The organism is Pseudomonas fluvialis (assembly GCF_002835605.1).
Lineage (GTDB): Bacteria > Pseudomonadota > Gammaproteobacteria > Pseudomonadales > Pseudomonadaceae > Aquipseudomonas > Aquipseudomonas fluvialis.
On record NZ_PIYS01000014.1, the window covers coordinates 22639 to 42028 of the forward strand.

The 19390-nt window shown below is 64.5% G+C and carries 15 protein-coding genes; 5 read left to right on the forward strand and 10 right to left on the reverse strand.

Going from position 1 to position 19390, the window contains the following annotated elements; genetic code table 11:
• Positions 1-94: 94 nt before the first annotated feature.
• From CW360_RS07870 to rloA, 3 genes are read right to left on the reverse strand one after another with little or no spacing between them, the layout of a single operon-like run.
• A complete protein-coding gene (locus CW360_RS07870; protein ID WP_093986342.1) occupies positions 95-1075 on the reverse strand; it encodes an alpha-L-glutamate ligase-like protein in 981 nt (326 codons plus the stop codon).
• Between the two features lie 4 nt (positions 1076-1079).
• Positions 1080-2606, reverse strand: a complete 1527-nt coding sequence (rloB, locus tag CW360_RS07875) for an osmotic stress tolerance membrane protein RloB (RefSeq protein ID WP_093986343.1) — start codon at positions 2604-2606, stop codon at positions 1080-1082.
• 5 nt (positions 2607-2611) lie between these two features.
• Entirely contained in the window at positions 2612-3154 is a 543-nt protein-coding gene (rloA, locus tag CW360_RS07880; protein ID WP_093986344.1) for a retropepsin-like aspartic peptidase RloA, read from the reverse strand.
• A gap of 257 nt (positions 3155-3411) precedes the next feature.
• Between rloA and CW360_RS07885 the strand changes: the two genes are divergently transcribed.
• Genes CW360_RS07885 through prpF form a run of 5 tightly spaced genes read left to right on the forward strand, consistent with a single transcriptional unit; the run spans position 3412 to position 10059 of the window.
• Entirely contained in the window at positions 3412-4149 is a 738-nt protein-coding gene (locus tag CW360_RS07885; protein ID WP_093986345.1) for a GntR family transcriptional regulator, read from the forward strand.
• On the forward strand, positions 4146-5033 hold the full coding sequence (prpB, locus tag CW360_RS07890; RefSeq protein WP_101193323.1) for a methylisocitrate lyase: 888 nt from the start codon (positions 4146-4148) through the stop codon (positions 5031-5033). The genes CW360_RS07885 and prpB overlap by 4 nt, the downstream gene beginning before the upstream one ends.
• Before the next feature lie 22 nt (positions 5034-5055).
• Positions 5056-6210, forward strand: a complete 1155-nt coding sequence (gene prpC, locus CW360_RS07895) for a bifunctional 2-methylcitrate synthase/citrate synthase (RefSeq protein ID WP_093986347.1) — start codon at positions 5056-5058, stop codon at positions 6208-6210.
• Between the two features lie 2 nt (positions 6211-6212).
• The gene (gene acnD / locus CW360_RS07900; protein ID WP_101193324.1) at positions 6213-8822 is read left to right on the forward strand and encodes a Fe/S-dependent 2-methylisocitrate dehydratase AcnD; all 2610 of its coding nucleotides are present in this window, start codon (positions 6213-6215) and stop codon (positions 8820-8822) included.
• Between the two features lie 49 nt (positions 8823-8871).
• The gene (gene prpF, locus CW360_RS07905) at positions 8872-10059 is read left to right on the forward strand and encodes a 2-methylaconitate cis-trans isomerase PrpF (protein WP_101193325.1); all 1188 of its coding nucleotides are present in this window, start codon (positions 8872-8874) and stop codon (positions 10057-10059) included.
• 7 nt (positions 10060-10066) lie between these two features.
• On the opposite strand, the gene CW360_RS07910 is transcribed toward prpF, so the two are convergent.
• From CW360_RS07910 to CW360_RS07940, 7 genes are all read right to left on the reverse strand, one after another.
• Positions 10067-10885 carry an SDR family oxidoreductase gene (locus CW360_RS07910; RefSeq protein ID WP_101193326.1) on the reverse strand — a complete coding sequence of 273 codons (819 nt, stop codon included), beginning with the start codon at positions 10883-10885 and terminating at the stop codon, positions 10067-10069.
• Positions 10886-10976: 91 nt separating this feature from the next.
• A complete protein-coding gene (locus CW360_RS07915) occupies positions 10977-12965 on the reverse strand; it encodes an acetyl/propionyl/methylcrotonyl-CoA carboxylase subunit alpha (RefSeq protein ID WP_101193327.1) in 1989 nt (662 codons plus the stop codon).
• Between the two features lie 22 nt (positions 12966-12987).
• A complete protein-coding gene (locus CW360_RS07920; protein WP_101193328.1) occupies positions 12988-13800 on the reverse strand; it encodes an enoyl-CoA hydratase/isomerase family protein in 813 nt (270 codons plus the stop codon).
• A 10-nt stretch (positions 13801-13810) separates the two neighbouring features.
• The gene (atuD, locus tag CW360_RS07925; protein WP_101193329.1) at positions 13811-14968 is read right to left on the reverse strand and encodes a citronellyl-CoA dehydrogenase; all 1158 of its coding nucleotides are present in this window, start codon (positions 14966-14968) and stop codon (positions 13811-13813) included.
• A gap of 44 nt (positions 14969-15012) precedes the next feature.
• A complete protein-coding gene (gene atuC, locus CW360_RS07930) occupies positions 15013-16629 on the reverse strand; it encodes a geranyl-CoA carboxylase subunit beta (protein ID WP_101193330.1) in 1617 nt (538 codons plus the stop codon).
• 4 nt (positions 16630-16633) lie between these two features.
• Positions 16634-17497 (reverse strand): SDR family oxidoreductase, encoded by an 864-nt coding sequence (locus CW360_RS07935; RefSeq protein WP_101193331.1) that lies wholly within the window; start codon positions 17495-17497, stop codon positions 16634-16636.
• 14 nt (positions 17498-17511) lie between these two features.
• On the reverse strand, positions 17512-19299 hold the full coding sequence (locus CW360_RS07940) for an acyclic terpene utilization AtuA family protein (protein ID WP_101193332.1): 1788 nt from the start codon (positions 19297-19299) through the stop codon (positions 17512-17514).
• Positions 19300-19390: the final 91 nt, after the last annotated feature.

The window sequence follows — 19390 nt, forward strand, 5'->3', positions numbered from 1 at the left end:
GGGCTGTTCGCAGGCTACGGGAGGGCGATTGTAGGGCGCAGGGCAGGCCTGGCAAAGAGCTTGGCAGCGGTACAGCGTACCGCTGCCGGGTCACTCAGGCCTCGTTGACGTGACCGAACAGGCTTTGCGAGAAGCGCACGCGCTCTTCCGGAGTTTCCGAGACGCCCTGTTTTTTCAGGGTTTCCAGGTGTGCCTCGATGGCCAGGGTGCGTTTGGCCAGGCCGCAGTCGTTGGCGATCTGGATATTCAGGCCAGGGCGGGCGTTGAGCTCAAGAATCAGCGGGCCTTTCTCTTCGTCGAGCACCATGTCCACGCCGATATAGCCTAGCCCGCACAGCTCGTAGCAGCCGGCAGCCAACTTCATGAAGCCGTCCCAGTTGGGCAATTGCACGCCGTCCACGGCGTTGCCGGTATCCGGGTGCTTGCTGATCTTGTTGTTCAGCCAGGTGCCCTTGAGGGTGATGCCGGTGGCCAGGTCGACCCCAACGCCGATGGCCCCCTGGTGCAGGTTGGCCTTGCCGTTGGACTGGCGGGTTGGCAGGCGCAGCATGGCCATCACCGGATAGCCCATCAGTACGATGATGCGGATGTCCGGCACACCTTCGTAGCTGATGCTCTTGAAGATCGGGTCGGGGGTCACCCGGTACTCGATCAGTACGCGGTCGCGGTGGCCGCCCAGCGAGTACAGGCCGGAGAGGATGCTCGACAATTGCTGGTCGATCTCCTCGCGGCTGATGATCTTGCCGGAAACCGACTTGAAGCGATCTTCGAAACGGTCGGCGATCACGATAATGCCGTCACCGCCGGCGCCTTGTGCCGGCTTGATGACGAAGTCGTTATGGCCTTCGACGATGCGCTCGAAGTTGTCGATTTCCTTTTCCGTGGAAATGATCCCGTACAGCTTGGGCACATGGATGCCGGCGGCGATGGCACGTTCCTTGGTGAGGATCTTGTCATCGACGATGGGGTACAGGTGCCGTTTGTTGTACTTCAGCACGTAATCCGCATTGCGCCGGTTGATACCCATGATGCCCTTGGCTTCCAGGGCCTTCCAGCGTTTGATCAGACCGAACATGGCATCAATCCTTGAGGAAGGCTTTGAAACGGAACAGTTCGGTCAGGCGGTAGCCGCGGTAGCGACCCATCGCCAGCATGAACCCGACCAGAATCAGCAGCACGGCGGGGAAGGTGAAGATGAAGTAGGTCAGCTCATCAATGCTCATCAGCAGGTGCGCCAGGGTCGCAGCGATCAGCGTGCCGACGGCCACCTTGAAGGCATGGCTGGCACCGCGCTCTTCCCAGGTAATGGACAGGCGCTCGATGGTCATGGTCAGGATCACCATCGGGAACAGTGCCACCGACAGGCCACGCTCCAGGCCCAGCTTGTGGCTGAGCAGGCTGATGATGGCGATCAGCACGACCACGAAGGTCAGCACGATCGACAGGCGCGGCAGCATCTGTAGCTTGAGGTGCTCCAGGTACGAGCGCAGCGACAGGCCCAGGGCGGTAATCAGGGTGAACAGCAGGATACCGAAGCCCAACTGGGTTTCCCGGAAGGCCAGGGCAATCAGTACCGGGGTGAAGGTACCGAGGGTTTGCAGGCCGCCGAGGTTGCGCAGGATGAGGATTACCAGCACGCCAATCGGGATCATGATCATGATCTGGTAGGTCTGCTGGGTCTGCAGCGGCAGACCGTACAGCGAGTACTCGAGGAACGCTGCATCGGTATTTTCGTCGGTCAGCTTGGCCAGGCGGATGGCATTCATCTCGCTGTTGTTGAGGGTGAAGCTGACTTCGGCCTTCTTGCCGCCGTCCAGGGTGAGCAGTTCATCGGCACCGGTCCACCAGACCAGACGGTCAGCCGGCAGGCCCTGCTCGCCGGTATCCGGGTTGAAGTACAGCCACTTCTCGCCGTTGAAGCTGCGCACCCAGAGTTCCGGGCTTTGCTGCTGGTTGGCGACCAGGCGAATGGTGTGCAGTCGCTCCAGTGGCACGTGGGCAATCGACAGCAGCAGTTCGATGACGCGGGCCTTGTTGGCGGTGGAGTTGTCACCGCCGAGCAGCAGCTTGACGTTGTCGTCGCCCTTGGCGTTGACGCGCTTGATGGTTTCGCTGATGAAGGTCTCGACATCCGCCGAGTGCTGGCGAATGGGTGCCAGCAGGGCTTCGGCGGCGATCTTCTCGGCGCCGGCTACCGGCAGGCTGTCACGGAAGATCGGGCCCTTCTCGATGGGCCGCTCACCGCTGTAGCGCTTGGTCAGCACCAGGCGATAGTAGAGGGTCTGCTTGCCGTTGGCGCGACGGGCCGACCAGGTCACCTTGCGGTTGCCGTTGGCGCGGTTGATGCTCACCCCGTAGTTATTGGAGATGAAGCTCTCGTTGAGGCTCACGTAGTCCTGGTTGAGCGGCGGTACGTACATCTGCAGCTTGACCGGCTCGCGCGGACTGGCCTGGAACTCGATGCGCGCATCGATATTCCACAGGTCATCGGTTTCATCCTCGGTAACCGGGATGCCGAGGACGAAGATCTGGTAGGCGGTGATCGCCACACCCAGGGTCACCAGCAGGGTAATGAGAACTTTCAAGTGAAGCGAGAGCGCGCGCATGCTGTTTACTCGGCAGAGTTGGCGACGGTGGTTGTGCAGTCGGGTTTGCCGGCTGCGTATTTCTGGCTCGGATCAACCAGCGCATCAAAGGTTTCCAGCGCGGTAGAGCCGATCAGCAAGGGGTATTCAAAGGCACTGCGGTCGGTCAGGTTGACCTCGATGCGCCGATAGCTTTCGCCCATGCAGACGTTCACATACACCACCGGGCGGGCGGTGTAGGTTTTGCCCTGCTTGGGATCATAGTCGCCGGCACGGCGCTTGATCTTGCTGATGCGTGCCAGCGGTTTTTCGATCTGTTGCGGTTGTTCACTGTCGGTGGCTACTTCGAAGCGCACCCAGGTCTCTCCATCACGCTTGAAACGCTGGATGTTGCGTGCGCTGAGCGATGCAGTCATCGCCCCGGTATCCAGTTTGGCCGGCAGTTTCATGCCGAAGTCATCCAGCAGCACGTATTCATTGAGACCGTAGATGGTTTTTTCCGTGGCCTGCGCTAGGGAGGGCAAGCAACAGAGGCAGCTAAGCAGGACGGCGAAATAATTGGATTTCATGGTGCCTTGGCTGAGACAGAGTGGCACGTCGAGGCGCCGGACAGACGGGAAGCTGTGTGACAGCTTCTTGATGGCGGTCATTCTAGCAGGGCTTTTTTAGCCGGCACAGGTACTTGCGGCTATCTGCTGAAGGACTTTACGGAGCGTGCCGGTAAAAAGTACCCAGATACATTGTCGACAATCCTAAGGTATTAGTTGACGGGTTGTCGGCTTTGTCCTAGTTTTTGCGCCACGCACTCTTGCAGGTTGTCGACAATATGCATTCAGCCGTAGAGCCTCTGCTGTTACCTGAGACTGATTCGGAAACGCTTTCCGAACACGTCTTCCGGCGTATTCAGGCAGCGATCGTCAAAGGCGAGATCCCGCCGGGCAGCAAGATTTCCGAGCCCGAACTGGCGCGTACCTATGGAATCAGCCGTGGCCCGTTGCGCGAGGCCATTCATCGCCTGGAAGGGCAGAAGCTGCTGGTGCGTATTCCGCATGTCGGTGCGCGGGTGGTTTCACTCAGCCATGCCGAGCTGATCGAGCTCTACGAAATCCGTGAATCGCTGGAAGGCATGGCTTGTCGGCTGGCCGCGCAGCGCATGAGCCAGCAGGAAATCGATGAGCTGCGCCGGGTCCTCGACCTGCATGAGCAGGACGCGGCGTTCAAGGCTGGGGTCGGTTACTACCAGCAGGAAGGCGACTTCGACTTCCACTACCGGATCATCCAGGGCAGCGGCAACCAGACGCTGGTGCGCATGCTGTGTGGCGAGTTGTACCAGCTGGTGCGCATGTATCGCCTGCAGTTTTCCGCCGTGCCCAGTCGGCCGCGTCAGGCCTTCAATGAGCACCACCGCATACTCGATGCCATCGCCGAGCGAGACGGCGAACTGGCCGAGCTGCTGATGCGCCGCCACATCGGCGCTTCAAAACGCAATATCGAGCGTCACTTCGCCATGAGCGCGGGGCAGGGCGCACTTCCCAAGACAGCCAAAACCCGAGGTGAGTCATGAGTCAGCTTTCTCCAGGTCAGCGTTTCCGTCAGGCCCTTGCCGAAGAACAACCCCTGCAGGTGATCGGCGCGATCAACGCCAACCATGCACTGCTCGCCAAGCGCGCCGGCTTCCGTGCCATTTACCTGTCCGGTGGTGGTGTGGCGGCCGGTTCGCTGGGCCTGCCGGATCTGGGAATCAACACGCTGGATGACGTGCTCACCGACGTGCGGCGTATCACCGATGTCTGCGACCTGCCGCTGCTGGTCGACATCGACACCGGTTTCGGGCCGAGTGCCTTCAACATCGAACGCACCATCAAGAACCTGATCAAGGCCGGTGCCGCCGCCGCGCATATCGAGGATCAGGTCGGTGCCAAGCGCTGCGGCCACCGTCCGGGCAAGGAAATCGTCTCCTGCGAAGAGATGGTCGACCGCGTACGTGCCGCCGCCGATGCCAAGACCGACCCGGACTTCTTCCTCATCGCGCGCACCGATGCGATCCAGGCCGAGGGCGTGGACGCGGCCATCGAGCGTTGCCAGCGTTACGTCGAGGCTGGTGCCGACGGCATCTTCGCCGAGGCCGCCTACGACCTGCCGACCTACAAGCGCTTCGTCGATGCCCTGAAGGTGCCGGTGCTGGCCAATATCACCGAGTTCGGTGCCACCCCGCTGTTCACCCGCGATGAGTTGGCCTCGGTGGGCGTAGCCATCCAGCTCTATCCGCTGTCGGCGTTCCGCGCCGCCAACAAGGCCGCCGAGGCGGTGTACACCGCGATCCGCCAGAACGGCCACCAGAAGGACGTGATCGAACTGATGCAGACCCGTGCCGAGCTGTACGACCGCATCGGCTACCACGCCTTCGAGCAGAAACTCGACGCGCTGTTTGCTGCCGGCAAGAAATAACCAGAACCCTGAGGAGATATCCATGAGCACCGAGACCACCCCAGGCTTCAAGCCGAAGAAATCCGTGGCCCTCTCCGGCACTGCCGCCGGTAACACCGCGCTGTGCACCGTAGGGCGCAGTGGCAACGATCTGCACTACCGTGGCTATGACATTCTCGATGTCGCCACGGCCTGCGAGTTTGAGGAAATCGCCCACCTGCTGGTGCACGGCAAACTGCCCAACGTCGCCGAACTGGCCGGCTACAAGGCCAAGCTCAAATCCCTGCGTGGTCTGCCGGCTGGGGTCAAGGTGGCGCTCGAGCAACTGCCGCCCTCGGCGCACCCGATGGACGTGATGCGTACCGCGGTGTCGGTGCTCGGCTGCCTGTCACCGGAGAAGGACGATCACAACCATCCCGGCGCGCGCGACATTGCCGACAAGCTGATGGCCAGCCTGGGCTCGGCACTGCTCTATTGGTATCACTTCAGCCACAACGGCAAGCGCATCGACGTGGAAACCGACGATGACTCCATTGGCGGGCACTTCCTGCACCTGCTGCATGGCGAGAAGCCGCGCGAGTCCTGGGTACGCGCCATGCACACCAGCCTGGTGCTGTACGCCGAGCACGAATTCAATGCCTCGACCTTCACCGGCCGGGTGATCGCCGGCACCGGTTCGGATATGTACTCCTGCATCGCCGGCTCCATCGGTGCGCTGCGCGGGCCCAAGCATGGCGGCGCCAACGAAGTGGCCTTCGAGGTGCAGAAACGCTACGACAACCCGGACGAAGCCGAGGCGGATATCCGTGCTCGCGTAGAGAAGAAGGAAGTGATCATCGGCTTCGGCCATCCGGTCTACACCGTGGCCGATCCGCGCAACAAGGTGATCAAGGACGTGGCACGCCAGCTGTCGGTGGAGCAGGGCAACACCAAGATGTACGACATTGCCGAGCGCCTGGAGAGCGTGATGTGGGATATCAAGAAGATGTTCCCCAACCTCGACTGGTTCAGTGCGGTCAGCTACCACATGATGGGTGTGCCCACCGCCATGTTCACCCCGCTGTTCGTCATCGCCCGCACCTCCGGCTGGTCCAGCCACGTCATCGAACAACGTATCGACGGCAAGATCATTCGTCCCAGCGCCAACTATGTCGGCCCTGAAGACCTGACCTTCGTGCCGCTCAAGGATCGTCGCTAATCATGAACAGTCAATTTCGCAAACCGCTGGCCGGCACCGCGCTGGATTATTTCGATGCACCCGCCGCCGTGGATGCCCTGCAGGCCGGCGCCTGGGCGCGCCTGCCCTATGTCAGCCGGGTGCTGGCCGAGCAACTGGTGCGCCGTTGCGAGCCGCAGCTGCTGAATGACGCGCTGCGCCAGCTCATCGAGCGTAAGCAGGATCTCGACTTCCCCTGGTATCCGGCGCGGGTGGTCTGCCACGACATTCTCGGCCAGACCGCGCTGGTCGACCTGGCCGGCCTGCGCGACGCCATCGCCGAGAAGGGCGGTGACCCGTCCAAGGTCAACCCGGTGGTGCCGACCCAGCTGATCGTCGACCACTCGCTGGCGGTGGAAGCGCCGGGCTTCGACCCGGATGCCTTCGAGAAGAACCGCGCCATTGAGGAGCGCCGCAACGAGGACCGTTTCCACTTCATCGAGTGGACTAAGACCGCGTTCAAGAACGTCGACGTGATCCCGGCCGGCAACGGCATCATGCACCAGATCAACCTGGAGAAGATGAGCCCGGTGATCCAGGCGCGCGGCGGCGTGGCCTTCCCGGACACCTGCGTGGGCACCGACTCGCACACCCCGCACGTGGACGCGCTGGGCGTGATCGCCATCGGTGTCGGCGGCCTGGAAGCCGAGACCGTGATGCTTGGGCATCCGTCGATGATGCGCCTGCCCGACATCGTGGGTGTCAAGCTCACCGGCAAGCGCCAGCCGGGCATCACCGCCACCGATATCGTCCTGGCACTGACCGAGTTCCTGCGCAAAGAACGCGTTGTGGGGGCCTGGGTCGAGTTCTTCGGCGAGGGCGCGGACAGCCTGTCGATCGGCGACCGTGCGACCATCTCCAACATGTGCCCGGAGTACGGTGCCACCGCGGCGATGTTCTACATCGACCAGCAGACCATCGACTACCTCAAACTCACCGGCCGCGAGCCGGAGCAGGTGGCGCTGGTCGAGCAGTACGCCAAGACCCTTGGTCTGTGGGCCACTGCGCTGCAGACCGCCGAATATGAGCGGGTGCTGGAGTTCGACCTGTCCAGCGTGGTGCGCAACATGGCCGGCCCGAGCAACCCGCACAAGCGCCTGCCGACCTCGGCGCTGCATGAGCGGGGGATTGCCGACGAGGCCAAGCTGGCCGCGGCGCGTGCCGAAGAAGCCCAGGGCCTGCTGCCCGATGGCGCGGTGATCATCGCCGCCATCACCAGCTGCACCAACACCTCCAACCCGCGCAACGTGGTCGCCGCCGGCCTGCTGGCGAAGAAGGCCAACGCCCTGGGCCTGGTGCGCAAACCGTGGGTGAAGACTTCCTTCGCCCCGGGTTCCAAAGTCGCCAAGCTGTACCTGGAAGAAGCCGGTCTGCTCAGCGAGCTGGAAAAGCTCGGCTTCGGCATCGTTGCCTACGCCTGCACCACCTGCAACGGCATGTCCGGCGCGCTGGACCCGGTGATCCAGCAGGAAATCATCGACCGCGACCTGTATGCCACCGCGGTGCTGTCGGGCAACCGCAACTTCGACGGGCGCATCCACCCCTATGCCAAGCAGGCCTTCCTCGCCTCGCCGCCGCTGGTGGTGGCCTACGCCATCGCCGGTACCGTGCGCTTCGATATCGAGCAGGACGTGCTGGGTCATGACGCCAATGGCCAGCCGATCACCCTCAAGGACCTGTGGCCGAGCGACGAGGAAATCGACGCCATCGTTGCTGCGAGCGTGAAGCCGGAGCAGTTCAAGCAGATCTACATCCCGATGTTCGATCTGGGTGCCGTCAAGGAAGCCGACAGCCCGTTGTACGACTGGCGACCGATGTCCACCTACATCCGCCGCCCACCGTATTGGGAAGGCGCGCTGGCCGGTGAGCGTACGCTCAAGGGCATGCGGCCGCTGGCGATCCTGCCGGACAACATCACCACCGACCACCTGTCGCCGTCCAACGCCATCCTGCTGGATTCGGCAGCGGGCGAGTACCTGGCGAAGATGGGCCTGCCGGAGGAGGACTTCAACTCCTACGCCACCCACCGGGGCGACCACCTGACCGCGCAGCGTGCGACCTTTGCCAACCCGCAGCTGGTCAACGAGATGGTGGTGGTCGATGGCCAGGTGAAGAAGGGCTCGCTGGCCCGCGTCGAGCCGGAAGGTCAGGTCATGCGCATGTGGGAAGCCATCGAAACCTACATGAACCGCAAGCAGAACCTGATCATCGTCGCCGGTGCCGACTACGGCCAGGGCAGCTCGCGTGACTGGGCGGCCAAGGGCGTGCGCCTGGCCGGGGTCGAGGTGATCGTCGCCGAGGGCTTCGAGCGCATCCACCGCACCAATCTGGTCGGCATGGGCGTGCTGCCGGTGGAGTTCAAGCCGGGTACCACCCGCCTGACCCTCGGCCTGGACGGCACCGAGACCTACGACATCGAAGGCCAGCTGGCGCCGCGTGGCGACCTGACCCTGGTGGTCAACCGGCGCAACGGCGAGGTGCTGCGCGTGCCGGTCACCTGTCGCCTAGACACCGCGGCCGACGTGCGTGTCTACCAGGCCGGTGGCGTGCTGCAGCGCTTTGCCCAGGACTTCCTCGAGTCGTCCCAGGGCTGAGGCATCACCGGGGCGGCAACGCCCCGGTCTTCTTTGAGGAGAATGCTTTATGGCTCATGCAGCCCAGATCAGAATCCCCGCCACCTACATGCGCGGCGGTACCAGCAAGGGTGTGTTCTTCCGCCTGCAGGACCTGCCGGCCAGCTGCCAGGTGCCGGGTGCAGCGCGTGATGCGCTGTTCATGCGGGTGATCGGCAGTCCCGATCCCTATGCCGCGCATATCGACGGCATGGGCGGCGCCACTTCGTCGACCTCCAAGTGCGTGATCCTGTCGAAAAGCACCCAGCCGGAGCACGACGTCGATTACCTGTACGGCCAGGTGTCGATCGACAAGGCCTTCGTCGACTGGAGCGGCAACTGCGGCAACCTGTCCACCGCCGCCGGGGCCTTCGCCATCCATGCCGGGCTGATCGATCCGGCGCGGGTGCCGCAGGATGGCGTGTGCGTGGTGCGCATCTGGCAGGCGAATATCCAGAAAACCATCATCGCCCATGTGCCGGTGAGCAATGGCCAGGTGCAGGAAACCGGCGATTTTGAGCTGGACGGGGTGACCTTCCCGGCCGCCGAGATCGTGCTGGAGTTCCTCGACCCGTCCGATGACGGCGAGGAAGGCGCCTCGATGTTCCCCACCGGCAACCTGGTGGACCAGCTGGAGGTCCCCGGCGTCGGTACCTTCCCGGCCACCCTGATCAGCGCCGGCATCCCCACGGTGTTCGTCAACGCCGCGGACATCGGCTACCAGGGCACCGAGCTGCGCGAGGCCATCAACGGCGATCCGGCACAGCTGGCACGCTTCGAACAGATCCGCGTGGCCGGCGCGCTGCGCATGGGCCTGATCAAGAGTGCCGAAGAGGCCTTGACCCGCCAGCACACGCCGAAGATTGCCTTCGTCAGCCCGCCCAAAACCTACACGGCGTCCAGCGGCAAGACCATCGCGGCCAACGAGGTCGACCTGCTGGTCCGTGCGCTGTCCATGGGCAAGCTGCACCACGCGATGATGGGCACCTGCGCGGTGGCCATCGGCACGGCGGCGGCGGTGCCCGGCACCCTGGTCAACTTGGCGGCGGGCGGTGGCGAACGCGGGGCGGTGCGCTTCGGTCATCCGTCCGGCACCCTGCGCGTCGGCGCTCAGGCGGTGCAGGCCGACGGGCAGTGGACGGTAACCAAGGCGAGCATGTCGCGTTCGGCACGCATCCTCATGGAAGGCTGGGTACGCGTGCCGGGCGACCTGCTGTAACAGGCGGTTATTCGACGAACAGGTCGGTCATCAGTTGCCCGGCCGGGTCATAACGGTACTGCTCGAAGTCCGTCTGGCCCTGTTCGCGCAGGATCTCCTCGTCGATCAGCAGCCGGCCGCTGATGCAGCGGCCGCTGCTGCTGAGGATGGCATGGGCGGCATCGGCCATAATCGCCGGCAGGCGCGCGGCCTTCATCACGGCGGGGCCGCCGGCCTCGAACTCGATGGCCGCGGTGGCAATTACCGTCTTCGGCCACAGCGCGTTGACGCTGATGCCGTATTTCCTGAATTCCTCGTGCATCCCCAGGGTCAGCATGCTCATGCCGTACTTGGTGGTGGTGTAGGGGCCGTAGCTGGCGAACCACTTGGGGTCGAGGTTCAGTGGCGGCGACAGGCTGAGGATATGACCCTGGGTTTTCTTCAGGTAGGGCAGCGCCGCCTGGCTGCAAACCATCACCGCGCGGGTGTTGATCTGGAACATCAGGTCGTAGCGCTTGGGCTCCAGATGCTCAACGCCCTTGAGGCGGATGGCGCCGGCATTGTTGATCAGCGCATCGATACCACCGAAGTGCTCGGCAGCCTGGGCCATGGCCGCTTTCACCGCTTCTTCGTCGCGCACGTCCAGTTGCAGGGGCAGGGCTTGCCCACCAGCGGCGACGATTTCCTCGGCTACCGAGAAGATGGTGCCTGGCAGTTTTGGGTGGGCCTCGGCGCTTTTGGCCGCGACCACGATATTGGCGCCGTTGGCGGCGGCCTTGAGGGCGATCTCGCGACCGATGCCGCGGCTGGCGCCGGTGATGAACAGGGTTTTTCCGTTAAGTGACATAGGGCCTCCAAGGCGGCGCTTGCACAGAAATGGGCAAACCCCGCCCAGGATTTCCTGGCGCGGGGCTTGGTATCAGCCATTGGAATTAAGGTCAGGCTTCGTCGGCTTCGATTTCCACCAGCAACTGGCGGTTCTTGACCTGGTCGCCCTGGCTCACGCCAACCCGGCGGACCACACCGTCCACGCCGGCCTTGAGCGGGTGTTCCATCTTCATGGCTTCCAGCACCACCAGGAGCTGGCCCTTGCTGACGCGCGCGCCTTCCTCGACCAGTACGTCGACGATGGCGCCATCCATAGGGGCCTTCACCGCACCGGAGCTGGCGGCGTTCTGGCCACCGGCCGGTTCGTGGGTCACGTCGGTGAGTTCCAGGTTGCCGAAGTGGCCGAACAGCCACAGGCGGTCGCCATCGTGCTGGTAGGCCTGACGGCGGCGAATACCGTCCTGCTCCAGGGTCAGCCAGCGGCCGTCGCTGGCCAGCAGGCGCAGTTCAATCTGGTTGTCGCCCACGCGGGCGCGCAGCTGTGGCTGGGCGCCGTCGCCGAGCACATCCAGCTCGACACTGTGCTTGTGTTCGCCCTGTTTGAGGATGAAGCGCCACGGCGCGCTGCCGGCACTGCGCCAGCCAGCCAGACCGGACTGGTGGCTGCGGCTGTTGGCCGACTCCTGATAGAGCAGAGCGGCGGCGATGGCCAGCTCGCTGGCGGCCGGCGCCTGCGGGGTCAGGCTTTCGTCGCTGGCAAAGTGCTCGGCGATAAAGGCCGTGGTGGCGTTGCCGGCGGCGAACTCGGGGTTGGCCAGCAGGTTGGCGAGGAAGCGCTGGTTGCCGTTGACCCCCAGCAGCACGCAGTTTTCCAGGGCACGCACCAGCTTGCGCCGGGCGTCCTCACGGGTCGCGCCGTAGGCGATGACCTTGGCCAGCATCGGGTCGTAGAAGGGCGTGACTTCCTGACCTTCGACCAGGCCATGGTCGATGCGGGTGCCTTCCAGCAGTTCCGGCTCCCAACGCAGCACGCAGCCGGTCTGCGGCAGGAAGTTGTGCGCCGAATCCTCGGCGTACAGGCGCACTTCCATGGCGTGGCCGGTGAGGGTGATCTCGTCCTGCGCCAGCGGCAGCGGTTGGCCTTCGGCCACGCGGATCTGCCACGCCACCAGGTCCTGCCCGGTGATCAGTTCGGTGACCGGGTGCTCCACCTGCAGGCGGGTGTTCATTTCCAGGAAGAAGAACTCGCCGCTGGCATCGAGCAGGAATTCCACCGTGCCGGCGCCGACATAGTTGACCCGCGCGGCGGCCTTGACCGCCGCCTCGCCCATGGCGCGGCGCAGCTCGGGCGTCATTACCGGGCAGGGCGCTTCCTCGACCACTTTCTGGTGGCGGCGCTGCACCGAGCAGTCACGCTCACCGAGGTAAACGATATGGCCGTGCTGGTCGCCGAACACCTGAATCTCGACGTGGCGCGGGCGGATCACCGCGCGCTCGAGAATCAGCTCGCCGGAGCCGAAGGCGTTCTGCGCTTCCGAACGTGCGGTGCGGATCTGCTCCTGCAGCTCGCTGCCCTGATGCACCAGGCGCATGCCGCGACCACCGCCGCCGGCGCTGGCCTTGATCATCAGCGGATAGCCGATGCGCTCGGCTTCACGCACCAGGGTCTCGTCGTCCTGGGCCGCGCCCTCGTAGCCGGGAATGCAAGGCACGCCGGCTTCGAGCATGGCGATCTTCGACAGGCGCTTGCTGCCCATCAGGTGGATGGCTTCCACGGTCGGGCCGATGAAGACGATCCCGGCGGCCTCACAGGCGCGGGCGAAGTCGGCGTTCTCGGAGAGGAAGCCGTAGCCGGGGTGGATGGCATCGGCGCCGGTTTTCTGCGCTGCCGCGATGATGTTGTCGATCACCAGGTAGGACTGGTTGACCTGCGCCGGGCCGATGCAGACTGCTTCATCGGCCATATGGACATGGCGGGCACCGGCATCGGCCGAGGAATACACCGCCACGGTGCGGTAGCCGAGTGACTGGGCGGTACGCATGACGCGGCAGGCAATTTCACCGCGGTTGGCGATCAGGATCTTGTGAAAGGCGGGCATGCTGCTGCTCCGTTCGATGTTCTTATTGTGCCCAACGGGCAGCGCGTTTCTGTACGAAAGCCATGGTGCCCTCGATGCCTTCGGCACCGGTGACGGCGGCGGCGAACTGCTCGGCGGCGCGGTCGAGCAGCGGGCCGAGGGCCTCCTCCTCGCTGGCCAGCAACAGGGCCTTGGTCGCCGCATTGGCGCCCGGCGCGCACTGGCGGACCTGGCCGAGGACTTCGCCCAGGCGTTGTTCCAGCCCGGCAGCGGAGGCTTCGCAGTAATGCACCAGGCCCAGACGCAGGGCCTCGGTGCCGTCGAAGCGGGCCGCGGTCAGCGCCAGCCGGCGTGCCTGGGTCAGGCCCACGCGCTTGACCACGAAGGGGGCGATCTGTGCCGGCAGGATGCCGAGGGTGGTTTCCGGCAGGCCGAACTTGCAGGCCTGATCGGCGATGGCGATATCGCTGATGCAGGCCAGACCGAAGCCGCCACCCAGCACCGCGCCTTCGAGCAGCGCGATCACCACCTGCGGTGCCTGCTGGAACTCCTCCAGCATGGCGCCGAAGGCACGGTTCAGCTCGCGGTAGGCGTCGCCGCGCCCTTCACCTTGAGAGCGTGCTCTGGCTCCCGCCATGTCCTTGATGTCGCCGCCGGCACAGAAGTGGCCACCGGCGCCGCGCAGAACAATGGCGCGTACCTCGGCGTTGGCACGTACACTGTCCAGCACCGCGCGTAGCTCACCGACCATGGCCAGGCTCATGGCGTTGCGGCTGTCCGGGCGGTTGAGGGTGACGTGCAGCACGCCACCTTCCAGGTTGAGCAGCAGGGTTTCGCAGTTCGGCAGCTCGGCCATGACGTGCTCCTTACTTCTTTTTGCCGGGCAGAATGCCCATCAGCTTGCAGATGATACCCAGCATGATTTCGTCGGCGCCGCCGCCAATCGACACCAGACGCACGTCGCGGTAGGCGCGGGAAACCGGGTTGTCCCACATGAAGCCCATGCCGCCCCAGTACTGCAGGCACGAGTCGGTGACTTCGCGGCCTAGGCGGCCGGCCTTGAGCTTGGCCATGGAGGCCAGCTTGGTCACGTCACGGCCTTTGATGTACATCTCGGTGGCCTGGTAGACGAGGGCGCGCAGGGCTTCGATTTCGGTCTGCAGTTCGGCCAGACGGAAGTGGATGACCTGATTGTCGATCAGCGGGTTGCCGAAGGTGTGGCGCTGCTTGCAGTACTCGATGGTGCTGTCCACGCAGTGCTCCAGGCCCTTGATCATGTTGGCCGCGCCAAACAGACGCTCTTCCTGGAACTGCAGCATCTGCATCATGAAGCCGGCGCCTTCGTGGCCGATGCGGTAGCGCTGCGGTACGCGCACGTTGTCGAAGAACACCTGCGCGGTTTCCGAGCTGCGCATGCCGAGCTTGTCCAGGTGCGGGCTGACGGTGATGCCCGGGGTGTTCATCGGCACCATGATCAGCGACTTGTTGACGTGCGGCTTTTCGTCGCTGGTGTTGGCCAGCAGGCAGATGAAGTCGGCCGACGGGGAGTTGGTGATCCACATCTTGCTGCCGTTGATCACGTAGTCATCGCCGTCCTTGCGCGCGGTGGTCTTCAGACCGGCCACGTCGGAGCCGGCGCCGACCTCGGAGACGCCGATGCAGCCGACCATGTCGCCGGCAATCGCAGGCTTCAGAAACTCTTCGCGCAGCTCATCGGAACCGAAGCGGGCCAGGGCCGGGGTGCACATGTCGGTCTGCACGCCGATGGACATCGGGATGCCGCCGCAGCGGATGGTGCCGAACTCTTCGGCGGCGACGATGGAGTAGCTGTAGTCCAGGCCCATGCCACCGAACTTTTCCGGCTTGGAGATGCCCAGCAGGCCCAGATCACCGGCCTTCTTGAAAATTTCGTGGATCGGGAAGCGGCCGTCCTTTTCCCATTCGTCGACGTGCGGATTGATTTCCTTGTCGACAAAGTTGCGTACGGTGCGGCGGAGTTCTTCGTGTTCCTGGGTGAAGATCATCTTGTTGTTCTCCTGCGATCTCGAATGAAAGGTGGGCGACCGGCTCAGAGCCGGGCTACGCCGAAGGTGTTGGGTTTGAGCGGCCGTACCGCGGCCTCCGCGCAGATGTCGAGCAGAAAGCCCAGCAGCTTGCGCGTGTCACGCGGGTCGATCAGGCCGTCGTCCCACAGGCTGGCAGTGCCGTAGAGCGCGGTGGATTGGCTGTCGAGTTTCTGCGCAGTGACTTGCTCGAGCATGTCGAGCATTTTCGGATCGGCTTCCTTGCCTTCCTTGCGGTGCTTGTCCTCGGTGACGATGCGCAGCACCTTGCCGGCCTGAGCGCCGCCCATCACGGCGGTCTTGCTGTTGGGCCAGGCGAAGATGAAGCGCGGGTCGAGGCCGCGGCCGCACATGGCGTAGTTGCCGGCGCCGTAGGAGCCGCCGACGACGATGGTCAGCTTCGGCACGCTGCAGTTGGCCACGGCCTGGATCAGTTTGGAGCCGTGCTTGATCACGCCGTTCTGCTCGGACTCGGTGCCGACCATGAAGCCGGTGGTGTTGTGGAAGAACAGGATCGGCGTGTTGCTCTGCTCGCACAGCTGGATGAACTGGGCGGCTTTCGCCGCGCCGCGCGGGGTGATCGGGCCGTTGTTGCCGATAAAGCCGCAGGGCTGGCCTTCGATCTGCAGGTGGCCGCAAACGGTCTGGCTGTCGAACTCGTTCTTGAAGTCGAGGAACTCGGAGCCATCGGCGATACGGGCGATGATTTCGCGCACGTCATAAGGCTTCTTGGCATCGGCCGGGACGATGCCCAGTAGTTCCTCGGCCGGGTACAACGGCTCGCGCCAGGTGCGTTTCTCACGAGCGGGCAGTTGTTGGTTCCACGGCAGCATGCCGACGATCTCGCGAGCCAGGCGTACGCCATCGGCGTCGTTCTCGGCCAGGTATTCGGCGGTGCCAGCGACCTGGGCATGCATCTCGGCACCGCCCAGTTGCTCGTCGGTGGCCACTTCACCGGTGGCGGCCTTGAGCAGGGGCGGGCCGGCGAGGAACATCTTGGCCTTGCCGCGCACCACCACCACGTAGTCGGACAGGCCCGGCTGGTAGGCGCCGCCGGCCGTGGAGGAACCGTGCACCACGGTGATCTGCGGCAGGCCCATGGCCGACATGCGCGCCTGGTTGGCGAAGCCGCGTGCACCTTCGACGAAGATGTCGGCGGCATAGTTGAGGTTGGCGCCGCCGCTTTCCGCGAGGGTCACCACCGGCAGTTTGTTCTCGAAGGCGATCTGCTGCAGGCGCAGGGATTTCTTCAGGCCGGTGGGGGAGATGGTGCCGCCCTTGATCGCGCTGTTGTTGGCGATCACCAGGCTGCGCACGCCGGCGATGTAGCCGATGCCGGCGATGATGCCGCCGCCGGCCATGCTGCCGTCCTTGTCGTCGTGCAGCTTGTAGCCGGCCAGCGAGGACAGCTCGAGGAACGGTGCGCCCGGATCGAGCAGCAGGTTCAGGCGCTCGCGTGGCAGCAGCTGGCCACGGCGCTCGAACTTGGCCTTGGCCTCATTGGCCTTGTCCAGCACCTTCTGCTCCACGTCGCGGAAGCTGGCGATGGCGGCAAGCATGGCCTCGCGGTTTTGCGCGAAGCCTTCGCCGTGAACGTCGATTTCCGACTGAATGACAGGCATCGGGTTACTCCTTGAACACGTCGGGCAAATAGGCCCGGTGGAAGCCGTTGTAGGACTCGCTGGATTTCGCCTTGCCCAGGGTCCAGGCGCGGGTGCCCTGGCTGGCGGCGCCATCGATGCGGATGGTATTGCCGCTGATGAAGTTGGCGCCGGGGGTGAGCAGGAAGACGATGGCCGAGGCCACCTCCGACTCGCTGCCGATGCGCTGCAGCGGCACGTGATCCTTGAGGTTGCGGATCATGTTCTTCATGGATTCCGGGTAGGTATCCATGCCGCTGGAGGCAATCCAGCCCGGCGCCACGGCATTGACCCGCACGCCCGAATGGCCCCACTCATAGGCGGCGGTCTTGGTGAAGTTCTCCATGCCAGCGCGGGCAGCACCGGAGTGGCCCATGCCGGGCATGCCGCCCCACATATCGGCGAGCATGTTGACGATGCTACCGCCGGTCTTGCTCAGGCTCTGCAGGTAGACTTCCTTGGCCACGAGGAAACCGCCGACCAGGTTGGTCCGTACCACCGTCTCGAAGCCTTTCTGGTTGATGCCGATCAGCGGGGCCGGGAACTGGCCGCCGGCGTTGTTGACCAAGTGATGGATGGGGCCGTGCTCGGCGAGCACTGCCTTGACCATGACCTTGACCGCTTCCTCGTCACGGATGTCGCACACCTGGAAACTGGCCTGGCCGCCGTCTTCGAGGATTTCGCCGCAGGTCTTTTCCAGCTTTTCCAGCTTGCGGCCGACCAGCACCACCTGGGCGCCCAGGTGAGCCAGTTCGTGGGCCACGCAGCGGCCGATACCGCTGCCGCCACCGGTGACCAGGATGGTCTGGCCGCTGAACAGGCCGGGCTTGAATACGGAGTCGTAACTCATCGTGCGTGTTGTCCTTACAGGCTGTCAGCCAGTGCACGCGGCACCGGAATCGGGAATTCCAGCAGCTGCTGGGCGAAGGCCTTGCCCTGCGGATCGATGCGCAGGCTGGCCACGCCGCCGCCACCCAGGGCGTTTTCCAGCAGGAAGTTCAGGCTGTGGCTGCCCGGCAGGTGCCAGCGGCTGACCTTGCCGCTCTGGCCGTCGAGTACATGCGCCATCCATTGCGCCACGGCGCCTTCGGAGAGCGCAGCCGCGATCCACGCCAGATACTCGGGCTTTCTGGCCATCACGCCGATATTGCTGTGGTTGCCTTTGTCACCGGAGCGGGCCACGGCCAGCTTGACCAGCGGTACCGTTGCATCGGCGCTGCCGGCCGGGGCGGGCAGGGCAGCCTCGCTGGCGATCTGGGCCGCGTCGAACACGGCGACTTCCGGCAGGGTGACCGGCTGGCGCTCGTTGTTGATTTCGATCTCCAGCGCGCAGGCGCTCTTGTCGACCAGAAAGCTGAACAGGCGGATCACCGGGTACACGGTGGGGCGCCCGCCGACGATGCCGGTCAGGCCGGGCGCCATTCCGGTGGCCGCCTGGGCGATCTCGCGGGAGAACAGGATCAGCGCTTCCTTCTTGGCGTGGCGCACGCCGAGCTTGACCACCACTTCGCGGGTGTCAGCGCGCTGGCCGCGCGGGCCATAGGTGGCTTCGCTGCCCAGCAGCTCGATGCACACTTCCTTGTAGGGGCCCCAGCCGCGCTCGGCGAACATCTCTTCGGTCTTGTTGATGATCGCCTGGCTGACCCGTTCGGCCTTGGCTACCGCATCGATACCGGCCAGCAGGCAGCTGGCGGTGCAGCGGAAGCCGTCCGGGTGGGTGGCGCTGACCTTGTACTGGTCGGTCGGCGGCAGGCCCTTGGCGCCTTTCAGCTCGACGCGGTTGGCGCCGACCTGGGTCAGTTCAACGCCGGTGAAGTCACAGACCACATCGGGCAGGTAATAGGCGCGCGGGTCGCCGATCTCGTAGAGCATCTGCTCGCCCACCGACAGGGTGGAGATCAGTCCGCCGCTGCCCTCGGGCTTGGCGACCACGAAGCGGCCATCGGCCTGCATCTCGACGATCGGGAAGCCGATATGTTCGTAGTCCGGCACGTCGCGCCAGTCGGTGAAGTTGCCGCCAGTGCACTGTGCGCCGCATTCGATGATGTGGCCGGCCAGCGCGGCCTGGGCCAGCTTGTCGTAGTCCGTCCAGGCCCAGCCGAATTCATGCACCAGCGCGGCGCTGACCACCGCGCTGTCGACCACGCGGCCGGTGATGACGATATCCGCGCCGGCTTCCAGCGCGGCGACGATGCCGGGGGCGCCCAGGTAGGCATTGACCGACACGCACATCGGCGGCAGCGGGGCGCCGCTGAACATCTCGGTGGTGCCGGCCTTGGCCAGCTCGCCCAGCTTGGGTTGCAGGTTGTCGCCATGCAGCACGGCGATCTTCAGACTCACCCCGGCTTTGTCGCAGGCGGCGGCCAGGGCGGCGGCGCAGGCGCTCGGGTTGACCCCGCCGGCGTTGCTCACCACGCGGATCTTCTTCTGCGCGATCTCGCCGAGCAGCGGCGCCATCACCTCGACGAAGTCGGTGGCGTAGCCTTCGTCCGGCTTCTTCATGCGCGCGCCGGCCATGATCGACATGGTCACCTCGGCGAGGTAGTCAAACACCAGGTAATCCAGTTCGGCGCTGCGAACCAGTTGGGCGGCGGCAGTGGAGGTGTCGCCCCAGAAGGCGGAGGCGCAGCCGATGCGTACGGTTTGGGTCATTGGAGTTATCCGCAACACATGAATAGGGTGAAGTGAACACTACCAAGCAAGCGCTTGGTTGAAAAGAGGGTGTGGCAATTTAATCCAAGCG